Origin of the sequence: Agrobacterium larrymoorei, from assembly GCF_030819275.1 — a bacterium.
In the GTDB taxonomy this organism is placed as follows: Bacteria; Pseudomonadota; Alphaproteobacteria; order Rhizobiales; family Rhizobiaceae; genus Agrobacterium; species Agrobacterium larrymoorei_B.
In genome coordinates, this window is record NZ_JAUTBL010000001.1 from 1340721 (window position 1) to 1362124 (window position 21404).

Below are 21404 nucleotides of genomic sequence, written 5' to 3' on the forward strand. Positions count from 1 at the left end.
AATCGAGGTACATTATGTCAGCCGCAGCCAAGCTCCATGTCGGCATGTCGCTAGCGCCAACATGGCTCAGCGGCGAGGCATGGCGCCGGGCGGATAGTGGAATCGACGGGCTGTTTTCCAGCGATTATTTCGTCGATCTGGCCAAGCGTGCGGAAGCGGCGCATGTGGATTTCGTCTTCCGTCCGGATACGTTGTTCCTGCGCATGGAGGGTCTGGAAAGCGGCGGTGGATTTGCCAGCCTCGATCCCACCCTTCTTCTTGCGGCGATTGCTCGCGAGACCAGCCATGTCGGGCTGTTGTCCACCGTCTCGACCACCTTTCTGCCGCCTTACGTCGTTGCCCGGCAACTCCAGTCGCTAAACTGGCTGAGCAATGGCAGGGCGGGATGGAACATCGTCACCGCCCTGGACGGTCACGAAAATTTTGGCCTCAAGCAGATGCCCTCACCTCAGGAACGCTATGAGCGTGCCGCCGAATTCACCGAAGTGGTGAAAGCGCTCTGGGCGAGCTTCCCGCACGAGGCGCTGATGCTCGATCGGGACAGCGGGCGTTTTGCCGATCCCGCTCTGGTTCATCCGGTGTCCCATGAGGGCAGGCATTTCAGCGTCAAGGGCCCGCTCAACCTGCCTGCTCATGCCAGCCGCATTCCCTTGGTTCAGGCAGGAGCCTCACCGGAAGGTCGCGATTTCGCGTCATTGGTCGCCGATGCCGTGTTTGCCTCCACGCCCGATATGCAGGCGGCCATCGAACTGAGGGCCGATTTGCGCCGACGGGCTCAGGAGCACGGCCGCAACCCGGATGGGGTGAAGCTGATGCCCGGTCTCAGCCTTTATCTTGCCGACACCGCCAGTGAGGCGATGGAGCTTTTCGCCGAGACCCATGCCCGCGCCAACCGCGCGCGCATCTTTACTTCAATCCGGGACATGACAGGCCTTGACCTGTCTGATTGGCCGCTGACGCGGGTTCTTACCGCTTCCGACCTGCCGCCACCGCTGGAAGCACCGAGAAGTCGCACGCATGCAAACCTGTTACGGCGGCTGATAGAGCGCGAAGCGCTGACCGTCCAAGATCTGCTGCGGCGTCCGGAAGTTATGGGGTCGGGGCACTGGCAGATCATCGGTACGGTCGATGACGCCGTTGCAACGATCCGTCATTGGACGCATGCCGGCGCGATAGACGGATTCGTCGCGGTGCCGGGTGGTTCCGTCGCCTCGATGCGGCTGGTGCTGGAACAGTTGCTGCCCGCTCTCGCGGGCGTCGGGCTTTTTCGCTCTGCCTATTCCGGCAGTACCTTCGCGGAGCATTTGGCCGAATAGCCTATGCGCCTCCGGATTCGGCGCTCGCCCGTCTGGCCGCTTCGATCAGCAGGGGAAAATGCTGTTCGCTCTCGGCCGTGGCGACGAAGGAAACGATGGTGACGACACAGCAGACCTCGCCTTGTGCATCGAAGACAGGCGCTGCTTTGCCCGTCAGGGCTGAAAACAGGTGTTCGTTAAGTTCCGCGCCGCCTGCTTTGCGAATGGATTGTAGAGCCGCGGCGTCGGGGCGAGTGCCGCGAAAGGCGGCTGGTTGCAGCTTGCGCACGGCGGCCACTCTTTCCGCCGGAAGGTGGGCCTGGAAAACGAGTCCGCAGGCGCTGTTATCCAGCGGCAGGATATCGCCCAACGCCACGGTGCTGAGCGAGAAGCTGGCGCTGCGTGCCCATCGAACCAAGGTCGGGCCGCGCTCTGTCCAGATTGCCACGCCGCAACTGGCGCCGATCCTGGCGGCAAGCGCGTTCATTTCACGACCCGCAGTCTCGACAGGATTGATCCGCCGGAGTGCGCTGATGCCAATCCCGAGCGCTGCCGGACCAAGATCGTAACAGCCGCTGGCGGGATCCTGCGTCACGAGTTTTTCTCGTACCAGCGTCTGCATGTAACGATGGGCGGTGGAACGTCCGGTGCCTGCGCGTTTGGCCAGCTCGCCAAGCGCAAGCGCTCTATCGGATTGGGCGAGAAGGTTGAGAAACCGCGCCGCGATCGAGACGGATTGGATAAGCGCCGAGCGCTTTTCGCCTTCGTTCTCCGGCAGCTCTTCCGCTTCGTCATCCATGGAATTCAAAGACCTTTCCTCCCTTGATCGACCATCCCTATCGCATCTCGACGGAAATCGGAATGGATCTCGCAGCCCTTTCAATGGCTTCCCTGGCGGAACCGTGATGGCTGCGAGAGGCGGTCTTAGAGCGCTGTTGTAAATATAACACATCTACGTATGGAACTTTGGTTGTCCACTATACGGAACGCATTCCTTATTGCGAAATGCATCACGCTTCCGTTACGTGAAGATGACTTTAATACTCATGTTTGTTAGGGGTTTGTGATGGGGTTCAGCTCTTGCGGTCGTTTGATGAGTGGGGTCAGCGCTCTGACGCTGGCGACGGTGTTTGTGACGCCGGTTTTCGGTCAGGATCAGCGTGCGGAACCGGCGGGTGCTACCGTGTTGAAGCCGATCGTCATCACGGGTGAAAAAGTCTCCCGAGACATGAAAAACACTGCCTCGTCCGTTTCTGTCGTAACCGCCAAAGAGATAGAGAAGGACAAGACCGGCGATCCCACCGTGTCCGAAGCGATCAAGGATATTCCGAACGTCATTTATACGGACAATGTCAGCGCGCCGATCATCCGGGGACAGGATACGCAGGGACCGAATACTGGCTCGATCGCCTTCTTCACCGGTACCGTGCCGCGTGCCACCATCAATGTGGATGGCCACTATCTCGGCTATAATGAATTCATCTACGGTGCGACTTCGATCTGGGATCTGGAAAGCATCGAGGTGTTCCGTGGTCCGCAGACCACCTCTCAAGGGGCAAACGCCATTGCTGGCGCCATCGTGGTCAATACGAAGGATCCGACTTTCACGCCGGAAACTTCCTATCAGGCCGAGATTGGCAATTACCACCAGAAGCGCGCGTCCTTCGCTTCTTCCGGCCCGTTGATCGAGGATCAGCTGGCCGCGCGCATGGCGATCGATTACTCCGGCCGTGATACGTTCATCGACTACATCAATTCCAACTTTGCCCATGAAGGCACCGATCAGGATTTCAAGGAGTTCAACGGGCGTTTCAAGCTTCTGTGGGAGCCGCCGGAAGTGCCCGGCCTGTCGACAAAGCTGACCTACTCCTACAACGCCTCCAACCGTCCCGGCCAGGAGGCGGCATCGCGGCCTTTCGAAGACCTCCAGCACGTTACCACAACGATGCCGAACTTCCGCCAGTACACCAATGTCGGCATTCTCGATATCAATTACGATTTCGAAAACGGCGCGAAACTATTCAACCAGACGCAGCTCTCCTCTTCCACCGTCCACCGCAGGGTAGGTCTGCCCAACAGAGGGGATGCCGATATCGACCTGACCAACGCCTCGCATGAAAGCCGGGTGACATTCGGCGATCAGGAGGATGTCCTGAGCGGTGTCGTTGGACTGTTTTACGCGCATACCGAAGCCGAGGAAGTTCTTTATCTCGCAGGAACGTCGCGCTTCAATGATACCAAGGATAATCTTGGCCTCTTCAGCGAACTCAGCTATCGCTTGACCGATCAATGGACCCTGACGGGCGGCCTCCGCTATCAGCGCGACCAGATCGAGCGTTCGGGCTATAGAGCGCTTACCACCGGCAACAGCTCTGTCAATTACGACGAAACCTTTTCGGACATCTTGCCGAAAGCGTCGCTGGCCTATGCCATCAATGACGACTGGACCGTGGGCGGCCTGATCAGCCGCGGCTATAATCCCGGCGGTGTCGCATTCGATCTGACGACAAGCAACTGGCGGACCTTCGACAAGGAGACGCTTTGGAACTACGAGCTATTTACGCGTGCCAATCTCTTGGACGATACGCTCACAGTAAACGGCAACCTGTTCTACACGGATATGAAGAACGCGCAGTTCAATGTTCCGGTTGTTGGTTCAACCGGCCTGAGCGAATCCTACACGGTCAATGCGCAAGAGGCTCACGCCTATGGTCTGGAGCTCGGCGCAGACTATAAGGTTCTCGACAATCTGACGCTAAAAGCCAGTGCGGGTCTCTTAAAGACGAAGATCGACGAGATTTCCAGTAACGCGCAGTATGCCGGAAAGGAATTTGCCAAGTCGCCGGGTTACAGCTTCACCATCGGCGCCAGCTGGGATGTGACGGATAAGTTTACCGTTTCAGGCCAGGTTCGCCATGTTGACGGTTATTATTCCGATACGGACAACAAGGCCATTTATGCCATCGATCCCTATACGATCGCGGATGTGCGGGCGAGCTACAAGCTTCGGGACGAACTCGAGGTCTACGGCTACGTCAAGAACATCTTCGATGAGCGCGCCCCAACGCTACTGAAGGAAAATCGCAGCGGCAATGTCGGCATCGAGGCCAGCATGACCGAACCGCGCATGTTCGGCGTCGGTGTGCGCGGCACGTTCTGAGCGCTTGGGGCACGGGCTCACGAGCTGATGCAATTCATATCCTCGTCGCGACGAGCTTGAGGGCGGCGAGGTAATTATCCCCGTGCTGGTCGTATCGCGTCGTGAGGCTGCGTATCTGCTTGATGCGGTTGAAGAACCGTTCCACGAGATTGCGCTGGCGGGATACTCCGGCTGACGCTGATTGTTTGCCCTCGATTGGACTTTCAGAGATATTCGCCCAGCATTCTCGTCGCTTGGCAAAGTCGAGAATTGCGTCGGTGTCATATGTTCTGTCAGCAAGGATCGTTTCGCCTGGCTGGAGTTTGCTCGGCAGCTTTTCGGCGATAGGTGTATTGGCAGCTTGGCCAGCGGCGACTTTGCACTCCGCCCTCCAGCATGACACCGTCCTGATCGACCGCGCGCCAGAGCCAGTGCTTTGCGGCGGATCGAAACGACGGCTTCTTAGGGTGCCATTTGACACCCAGCCGACCGGCTGAGCGGTGACGGATCACGCTGGCAAAGAGCCGGCCGAATTTCTCTGCTCAAAGACGGAACGTCTGGTGCGAGACAGTTAATCCTCGTGTCGCAGGCGCATTCAAAAGTTGAATATAATATTAAATACATCGACTGCGAGAATTCAGCAAACTCGGCGGGAAAATGTCGCGGAGGTGGAGGGGAACGCGGTTTGTCGTGCCCCTTCATCACCTAACATGCTCCGAGTTCCCCTCATTTTACGATGCCACTTGCGGTGAAAAAAGCGCGGCCCTTCCGGGCCGCCGCCGCTGCCAGACCGTCAGCGGCACCTGCAGCAGAGCGGACAAGCACGCGGGCAGCAAATTTGCCATCGCGAAAACATCCCAAGAGTCCACGCTGGTTCCCTGGCACCCGGTCATCGATCGGCGGCTCGGACGGGAGGTGTCCGGTATCTTTCCGGGGTGTCTTGATCTTCCTGGTGCGGGGTTGAAGGTGGGGTATTAGGCTTTGAGCCAAGATAGGCTTGTTTCATATAGCGCTGGAGCGTGCGGATCGATACGCCGGACTGTCCGGCAACCTCTCGCATACCACGGCCCTCAAAATGCAAAGCGTAACAGGCATCGCGAACGCCATCCTCATCCATGGCCTTTGGTCGTCCTATGACGCTTCCCCTTGCCCTTGCTTCCGCCAAGCCCGCCCGCGTTCTCTCCGCTATGATTGCACGCTCGAATTCAGCAAGTGCGGCCATCATATGGAACATTAAACGACCGCCCGGTGAGGTGGTGTCAATGTTCTCCATCACTGAACGGAAATGGACTTGTCGCCTTCCAAGTTGATCAATCAGCTGCACAAGTCCGGATAATGAGCGACCGAGGCGATCCAGACGCCAGACCACAAGTGTCCCGCCTGGCGTTAGACTCTCAAGAGCGGCTTCCAGCCCCTCTCTAGCAAAACTGTAGCCTGATCGACCCTGATCCTCGTAAATGCGATTGCACCCGGCGCCTCGAAGCGCGCTAAGTTGGAGATCAAGTCTTTGTTCCTCCGTCGAAACGCGCGCATACCCTATTATCATAAGTTATCTGTCCGTCATCATATGTAGCTAGAGGGCAAAAGCTCCCTCTGCTTGCCCACCGTAACAGCATGGTTGTTCCTATCCGCACTCTCTTTTCAACATTGCTATAAGAAGCGAGGGTAGGTATTCAGATGCCGTTCTGTGGTCACAATTCCTCAAGGTCATTGATATTGGTTGGAGCTTTGAGTTGAAAATTTAATAGTCATTGTTATCACTTGGCACTTGTAAATGTTTTGTTACGAAACAATCGCAGGCCACGGCTATTCGTGGTTGCTGCGTAGCGAGAACCATTGTTCCGTCCAGCTACACAGCAATGAACTGTCACAATTCCGCAAGTGAGCTGACTGTCAGCTTATCCAGATGCCGGCTAAGCGTTCGTCGGCAGACATTCAACTCCTTTGCGACCTGTGAAGGGCGCCGTTTCAGCCGTTCGATTGCGTGCTGAGCTCCAAGCACCTGATCCATTGTCAGTGCTCTCGGGCGGCCAAGCCGCGCACCCCTGACCTTTGCAGCTGCCATCCCGGCCCGTGTCCGTTCGCTGATGAGCGAGCGCTCGAACTCGGCAAGGGCTGCCATCATATGAAACATCAGCTTGCCGCCTGAAGAGGCGGTGTCGATATTTTCGCTGAGCGACCGGAAATGGACGTGACGTTTTCCGAGTTGCTCCAAAAGTCCGACCAACCCGACGAGTGAGCGTCCAAGCCGATCGAGCCGCCAGACCACAAGCATATCACCTGGCAAAAGCGCGCTTAAGGCTGCTTCCAGGCCAGCGCGTTCGAAATCGGAACCGGATTGCCCGTGATCGGTAAAGACCCGGTCACATCCTATCCTTTCCAGAGCTTGTACTTGAAGGTCGATCTTCTGCTCTCCTGTCGATACACGCGCATATCCCACGATCATTTTGATACTCACTTTCCGGCTCAGGACGGACGATGCGGCGCGAGCGGAAGTTTTATTGTCCTGAAAGCCCTTTTTTACACAGCTGATCCGAACGGCCGGGCCCTTGACAAAAAGGGTCCTTTCTGTCGCCCCCCGGCGACGGATTAACGCACGTCAAAATTCTTCAATGATTTCAGTTCGTGGGTTCCGAAGAATCGTTAAATAGTAGATGCGACGCCATATGGTCAGAATCGACCAATTTTGTCGGGTGTCTCTACGGAGGCAAGCGCTGCGGACACTGGCGCCACGCCTCAATTGCTGGATTTCTCCGTCCCGAGTCTGCCTTGGTGCACTGATGTGTTGGGGGCGCGTCTTGTGCCGAGCTCCCGCGCGGGAGTGGTTTCGGGTCAGCGTTTCATTCTGCCGCCTTCCGGTTTTGGGGGCAGGCATTGATGCGCGGCAACCTGGATATATCGGACATCAATCTCGCTGCGGAAACGGCAAGTGAGACCTCGGCGTCCGGTTCCTTTCCGGTCGTTACGTGGCGCATCACACGGAATGCCCTGTCGAATGTCTTGATGCTATCCCACGGCATTGCGATTGTCGGGTGCGGTGGACTTACGGATTTGCTTCTATGGCGAGAGCCGCCGTTTCGCCCTGATTTTAGCGAAGTCTCGATCGCCTCTGTGGTGTTTTACGTTCTCGTCTCTGTGGTCATCGGGAACTATTCAGCAGAGTCGGGTGCGAAGGTTTCCGTTGGCTATTTGAAGTCAGCGATAGCATGGCTCGGTGCCGTTCTCCTCCTTGCTCTGGTGAGTTTGGCGGTTAAGAGCAGCGGTCAATACTCTCAAGTTGGTTCGATCTTTTTTGCTCTGGCAGGCCTGGTTGCAATTACGGCTGTCAATGGGCTCGCGTCACGGTTCATAGCGGTGCGCCTTAAAAAGCGCTCCATCGCGTTTGCTCGGGTCCATATGGTAACCTTACAGGCGCACCCGACCCAGTTCGACGTTGTCTGGGTACCTCCGCCTGGGATCGAAGTCGTCGAGCGACATTTCATTCCTGTATCGTCTCCTGAATTCCCCGAGCAATGCCGTGACGTTCGGGCCATCCTTCAGCGGTCGGTGGCGAAAGGGTGCTGCGATCAGATCCTGCTGGCAGCGTCGTGGCAGGACGCCAGCCGGATCTCAGCCCTTCTGCGGGAAATCGGGCCGTTGCCAGCGCCGGTCGTTCTCCTGGCAGATCCAGCGTTTGTTGGACTGAGCCAGCATCGTCGCATCACCTTAGGGAATAATGTCGGCTTCGAGCTGCAGTCTGCCCCTTTGGGATTGAGTGCGCGGTGGGCCAAGCGTGCGTTAGACGTTGTCGCTGCGGCTGCGTTGATCGTTCTTCTTAGCCCGGTGATGCTTCTGGCTATTTTGGCCATATGGCTCGAAACAGGTTCCCCGATCCTCTTTCGCCAGGACAGACGCGGTTTCGGCGGGGTGCCATTCAAAATCCTGAAATTCCGAAGCATGACAGTTACCGAAAATGGCGCCGATATTCCGCAGGCGCAGCGCCAAGACCCACGCATCACACGTGTTGGGCACTTTCTGCGACGCACAAGCATCGATGAGTTACCGCAGCTGTTCAACGTCCTGAACGGCGAGATGTCGCTCGTCGGACCAAGGCCGCATGCGATGGCTCATGACGATTACTACGACCGTTTCATCGAGCACTATGCGTTCCGTCATCATGTGAAACCAGGAATCACCGGCTGGGCTCAGGTGAATGGCCTGCGAGGCGCAACAGAGACGTCCGAACTCATGCGGTCTCGTATCGAACACGACCTCTGGTACATCAACCATTGGTCGATCTGGCTAGACGCGAAGATTATTTTCCTCACCGCTTTAAAGGTCTTCCGCGATGACAACGCCTATTGATGTCAATGTGCGGCCGGCCGCCGGAAGAGGCTGGTACGTATTTCGCTCTGTGGCGCGCGGGGAGGGGTCGGCTGAGGCCAATCTCACTAAGCAGGGTTTCGTTCATTTCCTGCCAAAGGTCATAGTCACGAAGCGGCATGCCCGTCGGTATATTACCCAAAAGGAATGGTTGTTCCCGCGGTATGGGTTCCTTCTGATGGATCTGTCCCGTGACAGATGGCGAAGTGTCAACGGGACTTACGGTGTCGATCAGTTGGTCATGGGGCTTGATGGTCCTCAACGCGTTCCAACCAAGGTGATCGAAAACCTGCAAGCAGCGACCGGTCCAGACGGTCTGTTCTCCCCCGATGCTGAATTGCTCCCTGGCGTGACAGTGCGAGTGAGGCAGGGCCCCTTAACGGGAACGCTGGGGGTTTTGCAAAACCTGGATGGTCGGGGGCGTGTCGAACTTCTCCTTGATCTCATGAATAGCCAGGTGCGGACCACTGTTGCCCGCGAGTGGATTGAAATCAAAGCATAGGGTCCCGCAGCTGTGGGATTTGTTTGGGAAATAACCCGGTTGGAGCATGGCTTCACCCGGATGGCGGTAGCGTGGAAACCGCCTGGAATATCATTCCGAAGGAAGAGAAACGTTGAAGATAGTGGTAATTGGTGCAGGCTATGTCGGTTTGGTCTCCGGAGTCTGTTTCGCCGACTTTGGCCATGACGTTGTTTGTGTGGAAAGTGATGTGTCCAAGATTGAAGCTCTCCTGGCGGGAAGAGTTCCAATCTACGAGCCCGGTCTTGAGGAACTTGTTGCCAATAACAGGCGTGCTGGGCGGCTCTCATTCAGCAATAATCTCTCCGATGCTCTGGACGGTGCAGATGCGGTGTTTATCGCTGTAGGCACACCATCGCGCCACGGTGACGGGCATGCGGATCTCTCCTATGTCTACGGGGCGGCCAGGGACATAGCTCGATCCGTAAAGCGGTTCACAGTCGTGGTAACGAAATCGACAGTTCCCGTAGGTACCGGTGACGAGGTCGAGCGCATCATCCGCTCGGAAAACCCGGCCGCCGATGTGGTCGTCGCATCCAATCCTGAATTTTTACGTGAAGGTGCGGCAATCACCGATTTCAAGCGGCCTGATCGCATTGTGGTCGGGACGCAAGACGAGCGGGCCCAAGCCGTCCTTACGGAAATCTACCGGCCCCTCTTCCTCAATAAGTCTCCGATAATATTCACGGACAGACGGACCGCAGAACTGATCAAATATGCCTCCAACGCATTTTTGGCCATGAAGATCACTTTCATCAACGAGATCGCCGATCTCTGCGAGCGGGTCGGCGCGAATGTACAGCACGTGGCGCGGGGGATAGGCGCTGATGGACGTATAGGTTCAAAGTTCCTTCATGCTGGCGCTGGTTACGGTGGGTCCTGCTTTCCGAAGGACACGCTGGCACTGGTGAAGACAGCGCAGGACCATGGTAGCCCCGTTCGCCTGATCGAGACGACCGTCACCGTTAACGATGAACGTAAACGGGCGATGGCGCGCAAGATCATTCTGGCCTGTGACGGTGACGTGCGGGGTAAAACCATTGCAATTCTTGGGTTAACCTTCAAGCCAAACACTGATGACATGCGCGAGGCGCCGTCTCTGTCGATTATCAAGGCGCTTGAAGAGGCGGGTGCTACGGTACGCGCTTATGATCCCGAAGGTGTCAAGTCAGCGCGCGCAATGCTGCCCAACGTAGTGTTTTGCGACAATGCCTATGAGGCTGCGGAAGGTGCCTGCGGAATTTCACTGGTGACTGAATGGGATCAGTTTCGAGCACTCGACTGGTCGCGGCTTCGCCTGCTGGTGTCCGAGCCGGTCTTCATTGATTTGCGCAATGTTTACACGCCGGAAGAAGTCACCAGACACGGCTTTTCATACCATTCCATCGGGCGACCGGTCTCTCCGGGCAATTGACCCTTTCTCATCCAGCTCTGCGACCCACCTCAACGGCACGGACCCTCTCCCCGGCTTGCCGCTCCCGGGCAACTTAATGATAGGAGCTTTCGCATGAAGCGAAGACAGTTTTGTTATTCGGTCTTATCGCTCGTTGGCGTTTCGAGTTGCTCGTCGCTTCCAGGCAGCGGCCCGGGCGCGCGTGACGTCGCGTCCAAAGCCACGGCATCCTTAAGGGAAACTGCTACGAGTGCGTTCAAATACGTATCGGTTGACCTTACTCAACAGGTTCTTGCTGTTTTGGGAGATCCCGGTCCGGGCTCTTTTTTACGAAGTTTTGGCAAGGGACGGAGTGGCCCGCCAGAACTGATGGTTGGCGTCGGAGATACCGTGTCCATCACCATATTTGAATCGCAGTCGGGTGGATTGTTTGTTCCCAATGACGCGGGTTCTCGGCCCGGCAACTATGTGACACTTCCCTCGCAAACCGTAGATCAAAAAGGCTATATTTCCATCCCTTATGCTGGCGCGGTTCTTGCAAAAGGTCGCACGCTGGGTGTGATCCAGGCAGATATCGTCAAGAGGCTGTCGTCACGGGGCCATCGAGCCTCAAGTGGTTATCTCCGTTACGAGTCAAGCCTCTAACGAGGTAACCGTGATCGGTCAGGTTGGGTCGCCCGGCAAGCTCAATATCAATTCCGGCGGAGATCGCGTGCTCGATATTCTGTCGCGCGCCGGGGGTATTACCAATGCAGGTTATGAGACGTTTGTGACTCTGCAGCGGCGCGGCACCAAGGCAACGATCTATTTCTTGAACTTGGTGGATGACTCGAAAGAAAATATCTATGTAGCGCCAGACGACACGCTCTATGTCTATCAGGAGCAACGGTCATTTACCGCCTTCGGGGCTTCGGGTAACAGCGGACAGTTCAAGTTCGAGCAGGAGCATGTATTGCTCTCGGATGCCGTGGGCAAGGCCGGGGGACTTCTCGATTCTCAAGCCGATCCCGGCCAAGTGCTGCTGTATCGACTGGAGCATCGCGCAAACCTCGAAAAGATGAAGGTGAATCTCTCGGCATTTGCTCCAGACGTTCTGGAGGTGCCGACAATCTATCGCGCCAATTTCCGCGATCCCTCTTCATTCTTCGTGGCCAAGAAATTCTTCGTACATGATCGTGACGTGCTTTACGTCACAAACGCCGACCAGGTCGAATTGTTCAAGTTCCTCACACTCATCACCGGCATTGTCGGCGCGGCAGCCTCGACGGCCGCAGACGTCGCTACAACCAGAAATGCGGGCCGGTATCTCAGCCAATGAACTCTAACAGAGAAGTGAGTTCCATAACTTGCCCCCATTGTCAGCTCATGGAGATCTTGGACATGAAACGTCTTTTGCTGTTGTTGGGAATATCTGCATCAGTCCTTACGCAGGCATTCTCTTTCCCTGCCGTTGCACAGAATGCTTCCACGGCGGTAAGTGGCGGGGCCTGCGGCGGATCATATAATCTGCCGGACAAGCTCCCTGGCCAGCAACTTTCGGATTTTAAGTCCAATCCGGAAGCGCTGCTGAAGAGCAATCCGGTCGGTGGGCTGCAATTGAGCGGTGAAGTCAAGGCGCTGACGGAGACGGACCCGTCAGCCGCAGTTGATGCGCTCCTCGAGATTGCACGCTCGGCAAATTCGACGCAAGCAGCCGCCATCGGATCAGGCTTGGGGCAGGCGGCCACGGCAATCATGGCGATTGACAAGCTGTGCGGTGACGACATTGCGCGCAGGATTGCCAGCTCCGGCTTGAGTGACGTGCTGATTGGCTACAACATGGCGACGACCCAAACACTGATGCTGTCTGCCAGTGGCGCAGATGTTGGTGCTGGTGTCGGAGGGGGAGTTGGTGTCGGAGGGGGAGTTGGTGGCGTCGTGAACGGAAGCAGAGGTGCTCCTTCAGTCGGCGCGACAACAAGTGCGAGCGGCAGCTCAAGTCATACCAACACCGCCGATACGTACAGTTTTTCGGGCTCGACCATTACCTGCTCGACATCGGTTAGTCCCCGGCGAACATGCTGAGTATCTCCTGTCAAGTTGGGAGCCGTTGAGCCCCGCTGATACGGTACAAGAAGCATCCCTTCGATAGATATCGGATTCGAGAGTTTGTCAGGGACCGCCTGAAACTGAATCCTGAAAAATCAATGAAAACAAAGCAGTCGAGTGTGTGTCTCGCTTAATCGCTATTTGACAGACATGAGAGTGCTTTCACAAGGATCCGGCATGTCCGATCGCGCAGTAGACAATCGCCTTGAAACTATTCCGCCTAAAGAGAATCCAACAGGAGTACAAACAACAATTGACGTCGTCGGGCTCATAGCTGCTTTACGTCGACAAAAGATGGTCGTTGTTATCGCGACATGTTCAGTCCTCTTGCTCGGCGCGGTCTATTGCGTTTCAGCGGTGCCTCGTTACACGGCTACGAATGAGATTATTATCGATAGCCACAAGAACCTTTCGGACCTGACGGCAAGCCTGGCCGACGCGACGCTAGATACGGCTGCCATTGACAGCCAGGTCGAGGTTATCAAATCGGATAACGTCGCAGCGTTGGTGAGCCAAGAGTTGCAGCTTGATCAGAACGAGTTGTTTTTGAATGGCGGTGGTTTGTTGTCCGCCGTCAGAAGCACAATTTCGCATATCGTCAACTTCGGGTCATGGTTTGTCTCGCCGTCGGTCAACGAGGAGGAAAGGCGGCAGGCTGTCCGGGAGGCCATCATCGCAAAGCTTGAGAGCAATCTTGAGGTCAAGCGTGTTGCGCGAACCTATATTCTGACCGTCAGCTATACATCGCCCAATCCCAAGTTATCCGTCGATATCGCCAACGCCTACGCGGATGCCTACTTCACGGATCAATTGAATGCCCGCTATGAGCAGGTCAAGCGCGCCAGTGGCTGGCTTCGGGATCGCCTGACCGAACTCAAGTCAAGTTCAATTCAGGCCGATATGGCGATCCAGCAGTTCAAGGCGAAGCACGGGCTGGTGTCTTCAGGTGATGGCAAGTTTATCGGTGACCAACAGGTTACTGAACTGACCTCGCAACTGTCTGCTGCGCATGATCAAACAGCGAATGCCGAAGCCCGCCTGAAGCAGATTACGGATATTATTCAATCGGGTAGAACCGATGTCGCCGTCACGGATCAATTGGGCAGCGCTGTTATCAATGATCTGCGCACCAAATATCTCAAGGCAGCCAAGACGGCGCAGGAGCTGACCAGTAAACTCGGCCCAACGCACTACCAAGTGGTCAGTCTTCATAAGGATATGGATGAGTACCAGCGGCTAATCTTCGTAGAGTTAAAGCGTATCGCGATGACCTATACTTCAGACCTTGAGGTCGCACGGACGCGCGAGAAAACGCTGAACGATTCAATGAATACCCTCGCGGGGGAGCAGACGTCGTCCAACGAGGTCATGGTGCAATTGCGTCAATTGATCCGGGAATCGGACAGCTACCAAAACCTGTATACGACATTCTTGCAGCGCTATCAGGATGCACTTCAGCAGCAATCGTTTCCGACGACAGAGGCGCGCACCATCACCAGCGCCACCCTGCCCAGCAAGCCAAGCTGGCCCAATATACCGTTTGTGATGGTCTGGTCGGGCTTGGTGGGTCTGATGCTTGGCGGTAGTCTGGCAGCATGGCGGGAGTATAATGATCAAGGCTTCCGTACGCCCGATCAGGTGCGGGAGGTCACCGGACTTCATTTCATTGGCATGCTTGAGAAACTGCCTAGCAAAAAAAATGAGCCCGAACAGGCAGAGAGCCCTGATGCCCGCCATGTGCTTATACGTGAGCCTATCATGCGGCACGTGCTTGAAATGCCTCTGTCGGGCTTTGCCGAAACGTTGCGGTCAGCGAAGGTCGAGGTCGATCTTCAGATCAATGCAGGGCGGAAGGTCATTGGCATCGTCTCTGTGATGCCCGGCGAAGGTAAGACAACAACGGCGAAGAACCTTGCAAGTCTCATTGCTTTGCAGGGCGCTCGTGTTCTCCTTATCGATGCGGACTTTCGTAATCCCGGAATGACGCGACGCATGGCCCCCCATGTTACGGCCGGGTTGATCGAGGTACTTCGGAGAGAACGGCCACTGGAGGAACTTTTGTTGCGGGAGCCGGAAAGCGGCCTCCTGTTCTTGCCAAGCGTCACGAAGAAACGGATTCTCGACAGTCAGGTTCTCCTTGCCTCAAATGAGATGGAGAAATTGCTCGAGGAAGCCGCTGCCAATTTTGATTATGTGATCGTTGATCTGCCGCCACTGGGACCCGTCATCGATGTCCGCGGGATCAGCCGCTTCTTCAATGCCTTCGTCTTCGTGGTCGAATGGGGCACCACGCCGCGCCGTGTCGTTCGGCGAGTGCTGGAAGAAAACAGGGATATCTACGAAAAAACCGTTGGCCTGATCTTCAACAGTGTCATCAGCGCACGGATGAGGAAATACAATTACGGTGAATCACGCGGATACTATTACGGAAAGTATGCGTACTATTACACGGATAGCGGAACCGGTAAGGAGAGGGCGGGTGGCAAGAAAACGCGCTTGTGAGACGCTTTCTCTATTTGGTCCTGGCGATCGGGGCCAGCAGCCTTCTCTTTCTGACGGCCGGCAACGTGCTGCTGGATATCTTGCCGACCAGTGATGTTCGCCGTCTCGGTCGCGCAGCTGAACTCGCAGCACTCAGTCGTCAGTCGGTTACCGAGCGGGCAGGGGTATTCGATGCCAGCAGTTGGATAGACCCCAAGGTTCTGACAGAGGTGGCAGACTCGAAAGCGATGAAAGCCGCAGAAAGCAGCTGTCTGGACGAGGTGTCGCGTGGTGTATTGGCAGTCCGGCTGGGCGCGCTCGATCAGGCAATTTGGTCGGAAGCCAGGGATAGGGACATCCAGAGCCTTCTTGCCGCTGCAAATCGGGCTGTGAAACATCGGCTTCAATGCACGCCGACCGATGGCAACGCATGGATGCTTCTTGCCCAAATTCTGGTGCAGCAAGGCGGTGACATGGCGAGCCTCACTCGCTTGCTAGATCTTTCGTATTTTTACGCCCCAGCGGAAAAATGGATCATGATTCCTCGCTTGCGACTGGTGGGAACTTTGGTGGATACAGGGAGGATCACCCTGCCGCCACAGCACGGACTTGACATTGAGCGCGTCATCAGGCTGGGCGAACCTCGCGAGATCGCCTCGCTCTATAGTGAGGCTGGAGAACGATCACGACAGTTGATGCGAACCGTGATTGACCGGCAACGTCTCGATCGCCAGGTACGTATCTTGAAGATCATTGATGCGCTCGGGGTTTCCTATCCTGTGCCTTTGAACTGTCGACCGCCGGCTTTGAACGGTCCACCGGGGGCGGAGCTTGATCTGAAGCGTCCGGCGGAACTCGTCGTCGCCTGTGCAAAATAGGGTTTACGGAATTCTCAAAGATCCAGACAGTCATCCGGCAGGGACGAAGTATCAGGCAAATGCGATGAGGAGAGCGGGGGCATGGCAGCAGCCGTTTTTCATGGGAATGCGTGCCGTCTTTTTTCTCGTCCTTGTCTTCCCGATGCTGACATTCGGTGCGGTGGATTTCGAACCGCTGGCCGTTATTACCATGGTGGTCGGGGTGAGCGCGGCGATCATGTGCTGGCGTCCGTTTCCATATCCGCGTGTGTCCTTCATTGCGGGGGTGGCGCTTGTCTGCCTCGTCGTTCTCGCTTTGACCCAATATGGGCAATCGTTACGGTTCTTCGACAACCCGTGGGAGCATCCCGCCTGGAGTTATATCAGGTCGTTTGTCGGACCGGTCGAGGGAGCCATGTCCGTGACACCGGAGCAGACCAAGGCTGATATCATCGTATGGTCACCGCTCCTGACTTTTGTCGTGGCGCTTCATCTCTTCAACCGTCGAGGCGAGGCCTTTCTGCTCCTGTCGATATTGTCGTATCTCGTAGCGGCGGTGGCAGCGATCAGTCTTTGCCAGTTCCTGCTTGCCCCTATGACGGTCGGGTTTGAGACGAAAACCGCCTATATCGGCAGTCTCACCGGCTTTTACATCAACAGGAATTCCGCAGGCACCTATTTTGGCATCGGTATTGTTATCAATGCCGGTTTGCTGGGTTTCTACTTGCAGAGTAGTAGCCTCAGGGCCCTTGCCAGCAAGGTCTTGAACCCCGGTCGCCTGACCAATGTGGAAAAAGCTACGTTTTATATGATAGTTGGTCTGCTCATGGACGTATTGGCGCTCGCGGCCACCCAGTCGCGTGGTGCAACGGCGTCGGTCTTCATCGGGCTGATCTGTCTCGTGTGGCTCTTCAATGGAGGGAAGAGGCGCCGTCGCCGTTCCGCCCCGAGATCAATTGCTCGAGGGTGGCGTTTGGCGCTCATCGTCAGTTTGATGTCGACAGCGACAGTGGTTGTTGCACAAGAAGCTATCTACCGCATGGGGGCTCAATCGGTCGATCAGGCACGGCTGTGCACATTTTCATCGACGGCGCAGGCGGTGCGAGACAATTGGCCGCTTGGCTCCGGTTTCGGCAGTTTCCCGGATGTGTTCCCCGCCTATCGCTCACCGCAATGTTCCGGTATCGAGGGAGTCTGGGATGCTGCCCATAACTCCTACCTTGAGGGAGCGCTTGGGCTGGGCATCGTTTTCGTCGTCGTTTTAGGGGTCGCGCTGACAGCGCTCGGATGGGCGCTTGTGACAGGCTTGCTTGAGCGGTCCCGCTACCGCTTCGCGCCGGTCATTGGCCTGACAAGCCTTCTCGTTGTCGCCTTGCATTCACTCGTAGATTTCCCCCTGCAAATCCCCGGAAACGCGCTCCTTCTTGCAGCCCTTCTTGCTGGCTGCGTGACGATCTCACTGGGAGAAAGACCATCGTTCGATCCGCTCGCGGATACGGCAGTGCAGCGCAGGTCGGCGGCAGATCAATCCTGATGCGAAAGTTGGTTGATTTCTTCGTGAAGCTCCTGCCTGAGCGGGAAGAGGTAACAATCGCGCGCGCCGTTGCAAGAGTTCCCGATGGTGTGCGGGTGTACGTGATCGGCGATATCCATGGTCGCGCGGACCTGCTTGCGCAAACCTTTGCCAAAATCGATGCCAATGAGGCCGCACACCCCTTCAAGCGTAATGTCACGGTGCTTCTAGGTGACTATGTTGACCGCGGTTTGCAGTCCCGCGAGGTCATTGATCAGTTGATCGAACGGCAGATGACGCGGCGTGTGGTGACGCTGCGTGGCAATCATGATGACAGCATGCTGCGTGCGCTGAACGATATGGACATCGCACTGCGGTGGCTGGCTGCGGGAGGCCGCGAAACACTCCATGCTTATGGTATTACTGTTCCCGTCAATATCGACCGTGATAACGTTCATACCGTGATGGCTCTGGCCGTGAAGCAAATTCCCGCCGAACATAAAAGCTTTCTCGAAAGACTCCGCCTCTACGTAACGATCGGTGATTATGCCTTTGTTCACGCAGGCATCCGACCAGGAATCGCGCTTGAAAACCAATCAGCGGTGGATCTTATGTCGATCCGGCAACCCTTTCTCGACTGTGTCCTGCCGCATGATTTCATGATCGTGCATGGGCACACGCCGGTCACTAGCCCGGTTTTCAGGTCGAACCGGATCAATGTCGATACGGGCGCCTATATTACCGGGAATCTCACCTGCCTGGTTTTGGAAGAGGACAGGCAGTTTATTTTAGAACCCCGGAATGAAACTTGCCAAACTGTGCCCGGAAAAATCAGATGCGGCACAGAGAACTGAGAGCATCGCACTGCTTCTTTATCGCTGGGCGACACGGTGGCTCCCTAAGCCGGTATTGTTACCCGATCACAGGCCCGACGGGCATCACCCGGGTATAAGGCTGAGAAACGTCAGGTTATGAATCGAAGAGATCGCGACAGCGTCAAGTACGCCCCCCACGCGTTTTTTGCGATGTTAGCATTGCGACTGGTCTCTGCGGTATGCCCTGCCTTGCTTCCGGCTTGATCAAAATCACGGTCTTGAGAACGGCGCTCTCCTCGATTGGCTTGCAGGCAGCCTATGTCCCGTTGGTTATTTACTGTGTGCTTTGTTCAGTGAAACGAAGTCAGACGAAGTCGATGCCCAACCGCCTATCTGACGAGGCACCGCCTGCGCCCGCTTCGTCTCAAACAGAAGCTGTTCCGTAGCGCCTACGGGCACGCAGAGCTTCAATCCAAAGGATGGAATATGACAGGTAAGATTGTCCCTGTGATCATGGCAGGGGGCAAAGGCACGCGGTTGTGGCCGTTGTCACGTGCCACGGCAGCCAAGCAGTTTTTGACATTGATTGGCGACGAGACACTTTTTCAGTCCACTCTCTCGCGCGTAGCCGACAAAACTGTCTATGAGGCACCCTTGGTGGTGACCAATGAAGACTTCCGGTTTCTGGTCGCCGAGCAGGCGCGCGCCAAGGATATGGCGCTGTCTGGTATCGTTCTGGAACCTGTGGCGCGCAACACCGCGCCCGCCTTGGCCGCGGCAGCACGTATTGTCGTGGATAGGTTTGGTGAAGACACCATGCTGTTTGTGCTGCCGTCGGACCATGCGATCACGATGGATGACAATTACCAAGCCGCCACCTCTGCCGCTTTGAGGGCGGCCGCGAAGGGAGAGCTGGTGACCTTCGGCATCACGCCGTTAGAGCCGGCAACAGGCTATGGCTATATCGAACTGGGCGGTCAGTTGGAGAAGGGCGCCTATGCGGTTGGTCGGTTTGTGGAGAAACCGAATGCCGAGACCGCCCAGGCGCTGATCGATACCGGCAATTATTACTGGAACTCAGGCATGTTCCTGTTTTCGGCAGCCGCAATTATCGCTGAATTGGAGCTTTATTCGCCTGACGTTGTGACGGCTGTGGATCGTGCGGTTGCGGAGGCAACGCTGGACGCTGATTTTATTCGGCTCGATCGCGATGCATTTGCGCAAGCACCTTCGATTTCGATCGACTACGCGGTGATGGAAAAGACCGCCAATGCCGCCGTTGTCCCGTCCTCCATCCAATGGTCGGATCTGGGAAGTTGGGATGCGGTCTGGAAAATCGGAGAAGTGGACGGCGACGGTAACGTGGTGCAGGGCAATGTCACTGTACGCAACACCACAAACTCGCTGGTAATTTCCCGCAATGCCCATATGGCCGTGCAGGGCATGGATGGCGTGGCCGTGATCGCCTCGGAGGATGCGGTTTTGGTGGGGCGTCTGGACAATGCGCAGGATGTGGGCAATCTGGTGAAGTTACTGGCCGCCGACCGGAAAACGGCAAGCCTGACCGAAACACATCCAACATCGCTGCGTCCCTGGGGTGGGTATACGTCGATCCTTAACGGTGATCGCTTCCAGGTGAAGCGCTTGTTCGTTCATCCCGCCAAGAAGTTGTCCTTGCAAAAGCACCATCATCGGGCGGAGCACTGGATCTGCGTGAAGGGAACGGCGGAGGTCACCATCGGCGATCAGGTCACCATCTTGCACGAGAACCAGTCCATCTACATCCCGCAGGGAGCTGTGCACCGGCTTGGCAATCCGGGTAAAATTCTGTTGGAAATGATCGAGATCCAGACTGGGTCTTATCTGGGCGAGGACGACATTGTCCGTCTTGTCGATGAATTCGGCAGGACCTGATCGGGGCGCTGGGAAGCAGCCCGATACTGGACGCAAAGCCTCATGAGAAACATACTCTTCCACATTTGTGCGACCCTGCTGGGTCTGGCGCTGGCTGTTTTTGCCCTGCGATATACCACTGACCTATGGGCGCCGGCTGTCGTTTTCTCCCTCCAGCTGCATGCCGGTGTCGCAATGATGCTGTTGGCGCTGTTTTGTCTGGCTTTGCGACCCGGTGCAGTTTCTATGGCTATGTTGTGCGCAACCGTATTGGTTGTTTGCCATGCTGTTCTGATGATTTGGAATTCGCTGCCGCCGACATTCTCGACTGAGACCACCAGCACGCGAAGCCTGCGAGTGCTGTCCTTTAACGTCCTGGGCGAAAATCTTGAAAACGGTGGTGCGATCGCCGACTACATCCTGCAATCGGGGGCAGACATCGCCTATGTCATGGAAGCTGCCCCGGTTGGCTTACATCTGGATCGCCTGTCAAAAATCTTCCCGTATCGCATCGGCTGCGGAGACCATACGAGCACATGCGATCTGCTGCTGTTGTCAAAATATCCACTGGAGACGGTTTATGTCGGCAATCTCAGTGATTTGCGCAAGGATCGGTTTGCAACGGCCCAAATTCATCTGGGCAGCGTCACGCTGTCTCTGGCCGCAGCGCATCTGAGCAAACCTTATTTTGACAAGTACCATACAGATGAGCTGGCGGGACTTGGTGAAGCCCTCAGTAAGATCGACGGTCCTTTGGTGCTCGCGGGTGATTTCAACGCGGCAACCATAGCCCCCGACATGCAAGGCCTTTTGAAGCGCACTGGATTGACGACGGCTGGCTTGGAGCCAGCGACGTGGCCGACCGGCGCAGGAATTCTGGGCGTTCCCATCGACCATATTTTCATTCGTCTGCCAGTGATGGCGCAAAAATTGTCCCGCATCCCGTCGAGTTTTGGTTCCAACCATTATGGGTTGATCGCAGACCTCACCGTTCCGAGCGGCGGCCTCTCGCCCGGACCCTGACCGGCTCTGCCCCTTCATTCAACAC

The 21404-nt window shown here is 56.3% G+C and carries 19 protein-coding genes and 1 pseudogene; 15 read left to right on the forward strand and 5 right to left on the reverse strand.

Features of this window, described 5'->3' with window-relative positions; genetic code table 11:
* Positions 1-14: 14 nt before the first annotated feature.
* Positions 15-1316 carry an NtaA/DmoA family FMN-dependent monooxygenase gene (locus tag QE408_RS06140; RefSeq protein WP_306929400.1) on the forward strand — a complete coding sequence of 434 codons (1302 nt, stop codon included), beginning with the start codon at positions 15-17 and terminating at the stop codon, positions 1314-1316.
* A 1-nt stretch (position 1317) separates the two neighbouring features.
* Here the strand turns inward: QE408_RS06140 and QE408_RS06145 are convergent, their stop codons facing one another.
* On the reverse strand, positions 1318-2094 hold the full coding sequence (locus QE408_RS06145; protein WP_306930228.1) for an IclR family transcriptional regulator: 777 nt from the start codon (positions 2092-2094) through the stop codon (positions 1318-1320).
* A 267-nt stretch (positions 2095-2361) separates the two neighbouring features.
* On the opposite strand from QE408_RS06145, the gene QE408_RS06150 reads away from it, so the two are divergent.
* On the forward strand, positions 2362-4455 hold the full coding sequence (locus QE408_RS06150) for a TonB-dependent receptor (RefSeq protein WP_306929403.1): 2094 nt from the start codon (positions 2362-2364) through the stop codon (positions 4453-4455).
* 34 nt (positions 4456-4489) lie between these two features.
* On the opposite strand, the gene QE408_RS22955 is transcribed toward QE408_RS06150, so the two are convergent.
* Together QE408_RS22955 and QE408_RS23075 are read right to left on the reverse strand one after the other, a co-directional pair.
* Complete coding sequence (locus tag QE408_RS22955) at positions 4490-4837, reverse strand: transposase (protein WP_444876269.1); 348 nt, start codon at positions 4835-4837, stop codon at positions 4490-4492.
* Positions 4803-5021: pseudogene (locus tag QE408_RS23075) on the reverse strand (IS6 family transposase); the annotation flags it as partial. The pseudogene QE408_RS23075 and the gene QE408_RS22955, both read right to left, overlap by 35 nt.
* A 70-nt stretch (positions 5022-5091) precedes the next feature.
* On the opposite strand from QE408_RS23075, the gene QE408_RS06160 reads away from it, so the two are divergent.
* Entirely contained in the window at positions 5092-5412 is a 321-nt protein-coding gene (locus tag QE408_RS06160) for a DUF3363 domain-containing protein (RefSeq protein ID WP_306929404.1), read from the forward strand.
* Here QE408_RS06160 and QE408_RS06165 read toward each other — a convergent pair.
* Both QE408_RS06165 and QE408_RS06170 read right to left on the reverse strand, forming a co-directional pair.
* The gene (locus QE408_RS06165) at positions 5324-5980 is read right to left on the reverse strand and encodes a recombinase family protein (protein WP_306929405.1); all 657 of its coding nucleotides are present in this window, start codon (positions 5978-5980) and stop codon (positions 5324-5326) included. The genes QE408_RS06160 and QE408_RS06165 overlap by 89 nt on opposite strands.
* Before the next feature lie 321 nt (positions 5981-6301).
* The gene (locus QE408_RS06170; RefSeq protein ID WP_306930229.1) at positions 6302-6880 is read right to left on the reverse strand and encodes a recombinase family protein; all 579 of its coding nucleotides are present in this window, start codon (positions 6878-6880) and stop codon (positions 6302-6304) included.
* Positions 6881-7311: 431 nt separating this feature from the next.
* Here QE408_RS06170 and QE408_RS06175 point away from each other — a divergent pair, with 431 nt between their 5' ends.
* The 12 genes from QE408_RS06175 (at position 7312) to QE408_RS06230 (ending at position 21379) form a co-directional block, all read left to right on the forward strand.
* Positions 7312-8778: an exopolysaccharide biosynthesis polyprenyl glycosylphosphotransferase gene (locus QE408_RS06175; RefSeq protein ID WP_306929407.1), complete on the forward strand. Its 1467-nt coding sequence runs from the start codon at positions 7312-7314 to the stop codon at positions 8776-8778.
* Positions 8762-9298, forward strand: a complete 537-nt coding sequence (locus tag QE408_RS06180) for a transcription termination/antitermination NusG family protein (RefSeq protein ID WP_306929409.1) — start codon at positions 8762-8764, stop codon at positions 9296-9298. Before QE408_RS06175 ends, QE408_RS06180 begins: the two co-directional genes overlap by 17 nt.
* Before the next feature lie 112 nt (positions 9299-9410).
* A complete protein-coding gene (locus QE408_RS06185) occupies positions 9411-10730 on the forward strand; it encodes a UDP-glucose dehydrogenase family protein (RefSeq protein ID WP_306929411.1) in 1320 nt (439 codons plus the stop codon).
* Between the two features lie 93 nt (positions 10731-10823).
* Entirely contained in the window at positions 10824-11354 is a 531-nt protein-coding gene (locus tag QE408_RS06190; protein WP_306929412.1) for a polysaccharide biosynthesis/export family protein, read from the forward strand.
* A gap of 10 nt (positions 11355-11364) precedes the next feature.
* Positions 11365-12027 (forward strand): hypothetical protein, encoded by a 663-nt coding sequence (locus QE408_RS06195; protein WP_306929413.1) that lies wholly within the window; start codon positions 11365-11367, stop codon positions 12025-12027.
* Positions 12028-12089: 62 nt separating this feature from the next.
* Positions 12090-12773, forward strand: a complete 684-nt coding sequence (locus tag QE408_RS06200; protein ID WP_306929415.1) for a hypothetical protein — start codon at positions 12090-12092, stop codon at positions 12771-12773.
* Positions 12774-12974: 201 nt separating this feature from the next.
* Positions 12975-15299 (forward strand): AAA family ATPase, encoded by a 2325-nt coding sequence (locus QE408_RS06205; RefSeq protein WP_306929417.1) that lies wholly within the window; start codon positions 12975-12977, stop codon positions 15297-15299.
* Positions 15296-16156, forward strand: a complete 861-nt coding sequence (locus QE408_RS06210; protein WP_306929419.1) for a hypothetical protein — start codon at positions 15296-15298, stop codon at positions 16154-16156. The genes QE408_RS06205 and QE408_RS06210 overlap by 4 nt, the downstream gene beginning before the upstream one ends.
* Positions 16157-16256: 100 nt before the next feature.
* Complete coding sequence (locus tag QE408_RS06215) at positions 16257-17669, forward strand: O-antigen ligase family protein (protein WP_306929421.1); 1413 nt, start codon at positions 16257-16259, stop codon at positions 17667-17669.
* Positions 17669-18502, forward strand: coding sequence for a metallophosphoesterase (locus QE408_RS06220; RefSeq protein ID WP_306929423.1), 834 nt, complete (start codon positions 17669-17671; stop codon positions 18500-18502). The genes QE408_RS06215 and QE408_RS06220 overlap by 1 nt, the downstream gene beginning before the upstream one ends.
* A 447-nt stretch (positions 18503-18949) precedes the next feature.
* Entirely contained in the window at positions 18950-20377 is a 1428-nt protein-coding gene (locus tag QE408_RS06225) for a mannose-1-phosphate guanylyltransferase/mannose-6-phosphate isomerase (RefSeq protein WP_306929425.1), read from the forward strand.
* 42 nt (positions 20378-20419) lie between these two features.
* Entirely contained in the window at positions 20420-21379 is a 960-nt protein-coding gene (locus QE408_RS06230) for an endonuclease/exonuclease/phosphatase family protein (protein ID WP_306929427.1), read from the forward strand.
* Positions 21380-21404 lie beyond the last annotated feature (25 nt).

What these genes read in the sequence shown, in the direction of transcription:
- QE408_RS06190 (WP_306929412.1), top strand. Translation starts at nt 10,824, where the DNA reads ATGAAGCGAAGACAGTTTTGTTATTCGGTCTTATCGCTCGTTGGCGTT.
- QE408_RS06165 (WP_306929405.1), bottom strand. Translation starts at nt 5,980, where the DNA reads ATGATAATAGGGTATGCGCGCGTTTCGACGGAGGAACAAAGACTTGAT.
- QE408_RS06180 (WP_306929409.1), top strand. Translation starts at nt 8,762, where the DNA reads ATGACAACGCCTATTGATGTCAATGTGCGGCCGGCCGCCGGAAGAGGC.
- QE408_RS06230 (WP_306929427.1), top strand. Translation starts at nt 20,420, where the DNA reads ATGAGAAACATACTCTTCCACATTTGTGCGACCCTGCTGGGTCTGGCG.
- QE408_RS06160 (WP_306929404.1), top strand. Translation starts at nt 5,092, where the DNA reads ATGTCGCGGAGGTGGAGGGGAACGCGGTTTGTCGTGCCCCTTCATCAC.
- QE408_RS06220 (WP_306929423.1), top strand. Translation starts at nt 17,669, where the DNA reads ATGCGAAAGTTGGTTGATTTCTTCGTGAAGCTCCTGCCTGAGCGGGAA.
- QE408_RS06175 (WP_306929407.1), top strand. Translation starts at nt 7,312, where the DNA reads ATGCGCGGCAACCTGGATATATCGGACATCAATCTCGCTGCGGAAACG.
- QE408_RS06140 (WP_306929400.1), top strand. Translation starts at nt 15, where the DNA reads ATGTCAGCCGCAGCCAAGCTCCATGTCGGCATGTCGCTAGCGCCAACA.
- QE408_RS06200 (WP_306929415.1), top strand. Translation starts at nt 12,090, where the DNA reads ATGAAACGTCTTTTGCTGTTGTTGGGAATATCTGCATCAGTCCTTACG.
- QE408_RS06145 (WP_306930228.1), bottom strand. Translation starts at nt 2,094, where the DNA reads ATGGATGACGAAGCGGAAGAGCTGCCGGAGAACGAAGGCGAAAAGCGC.
- QE408_RS06205 (WP_306929417.1), top strand. Translation starts at nt 12,975, where the DNA reads ATGTCCGATCGCGCAGTAGACAATCGCCTTGAAACTATTCCGCCTAAA.
- QE408_RS06215 (WP_306929421.1), top strand. Translation starts at nt 16,257, where the DNA reads ATGGGAATGCGTGCCGTCTTTTTTCTCGTCCTTGTCTTCCCGATGCTG.
- QE408_RS06170 (WP_306930229.1), bottom strand. Translation starts at nt 6,880, where the DNA reads ATGATCGTGGGATATGCGCGTGTATCGACAGGAGAGCAGAAGATCGAC.
- QE408_RS06150 (WP_306929403.1), top strand. Translation starts at nt 2,362, where the DNA reads ATGGGGTTCAGCTCTTGCGGTCGTTTGATGAGTGGGGTCAGCGCTCTG.
- QE408_RS06225 (WP_306929425.1), top strand. Translation starts at nt 18,950, where the DNA reads ATGACAGGTAAGATTGTCCCTGTGATCATGGCAGGGGGCAAAGGCACG.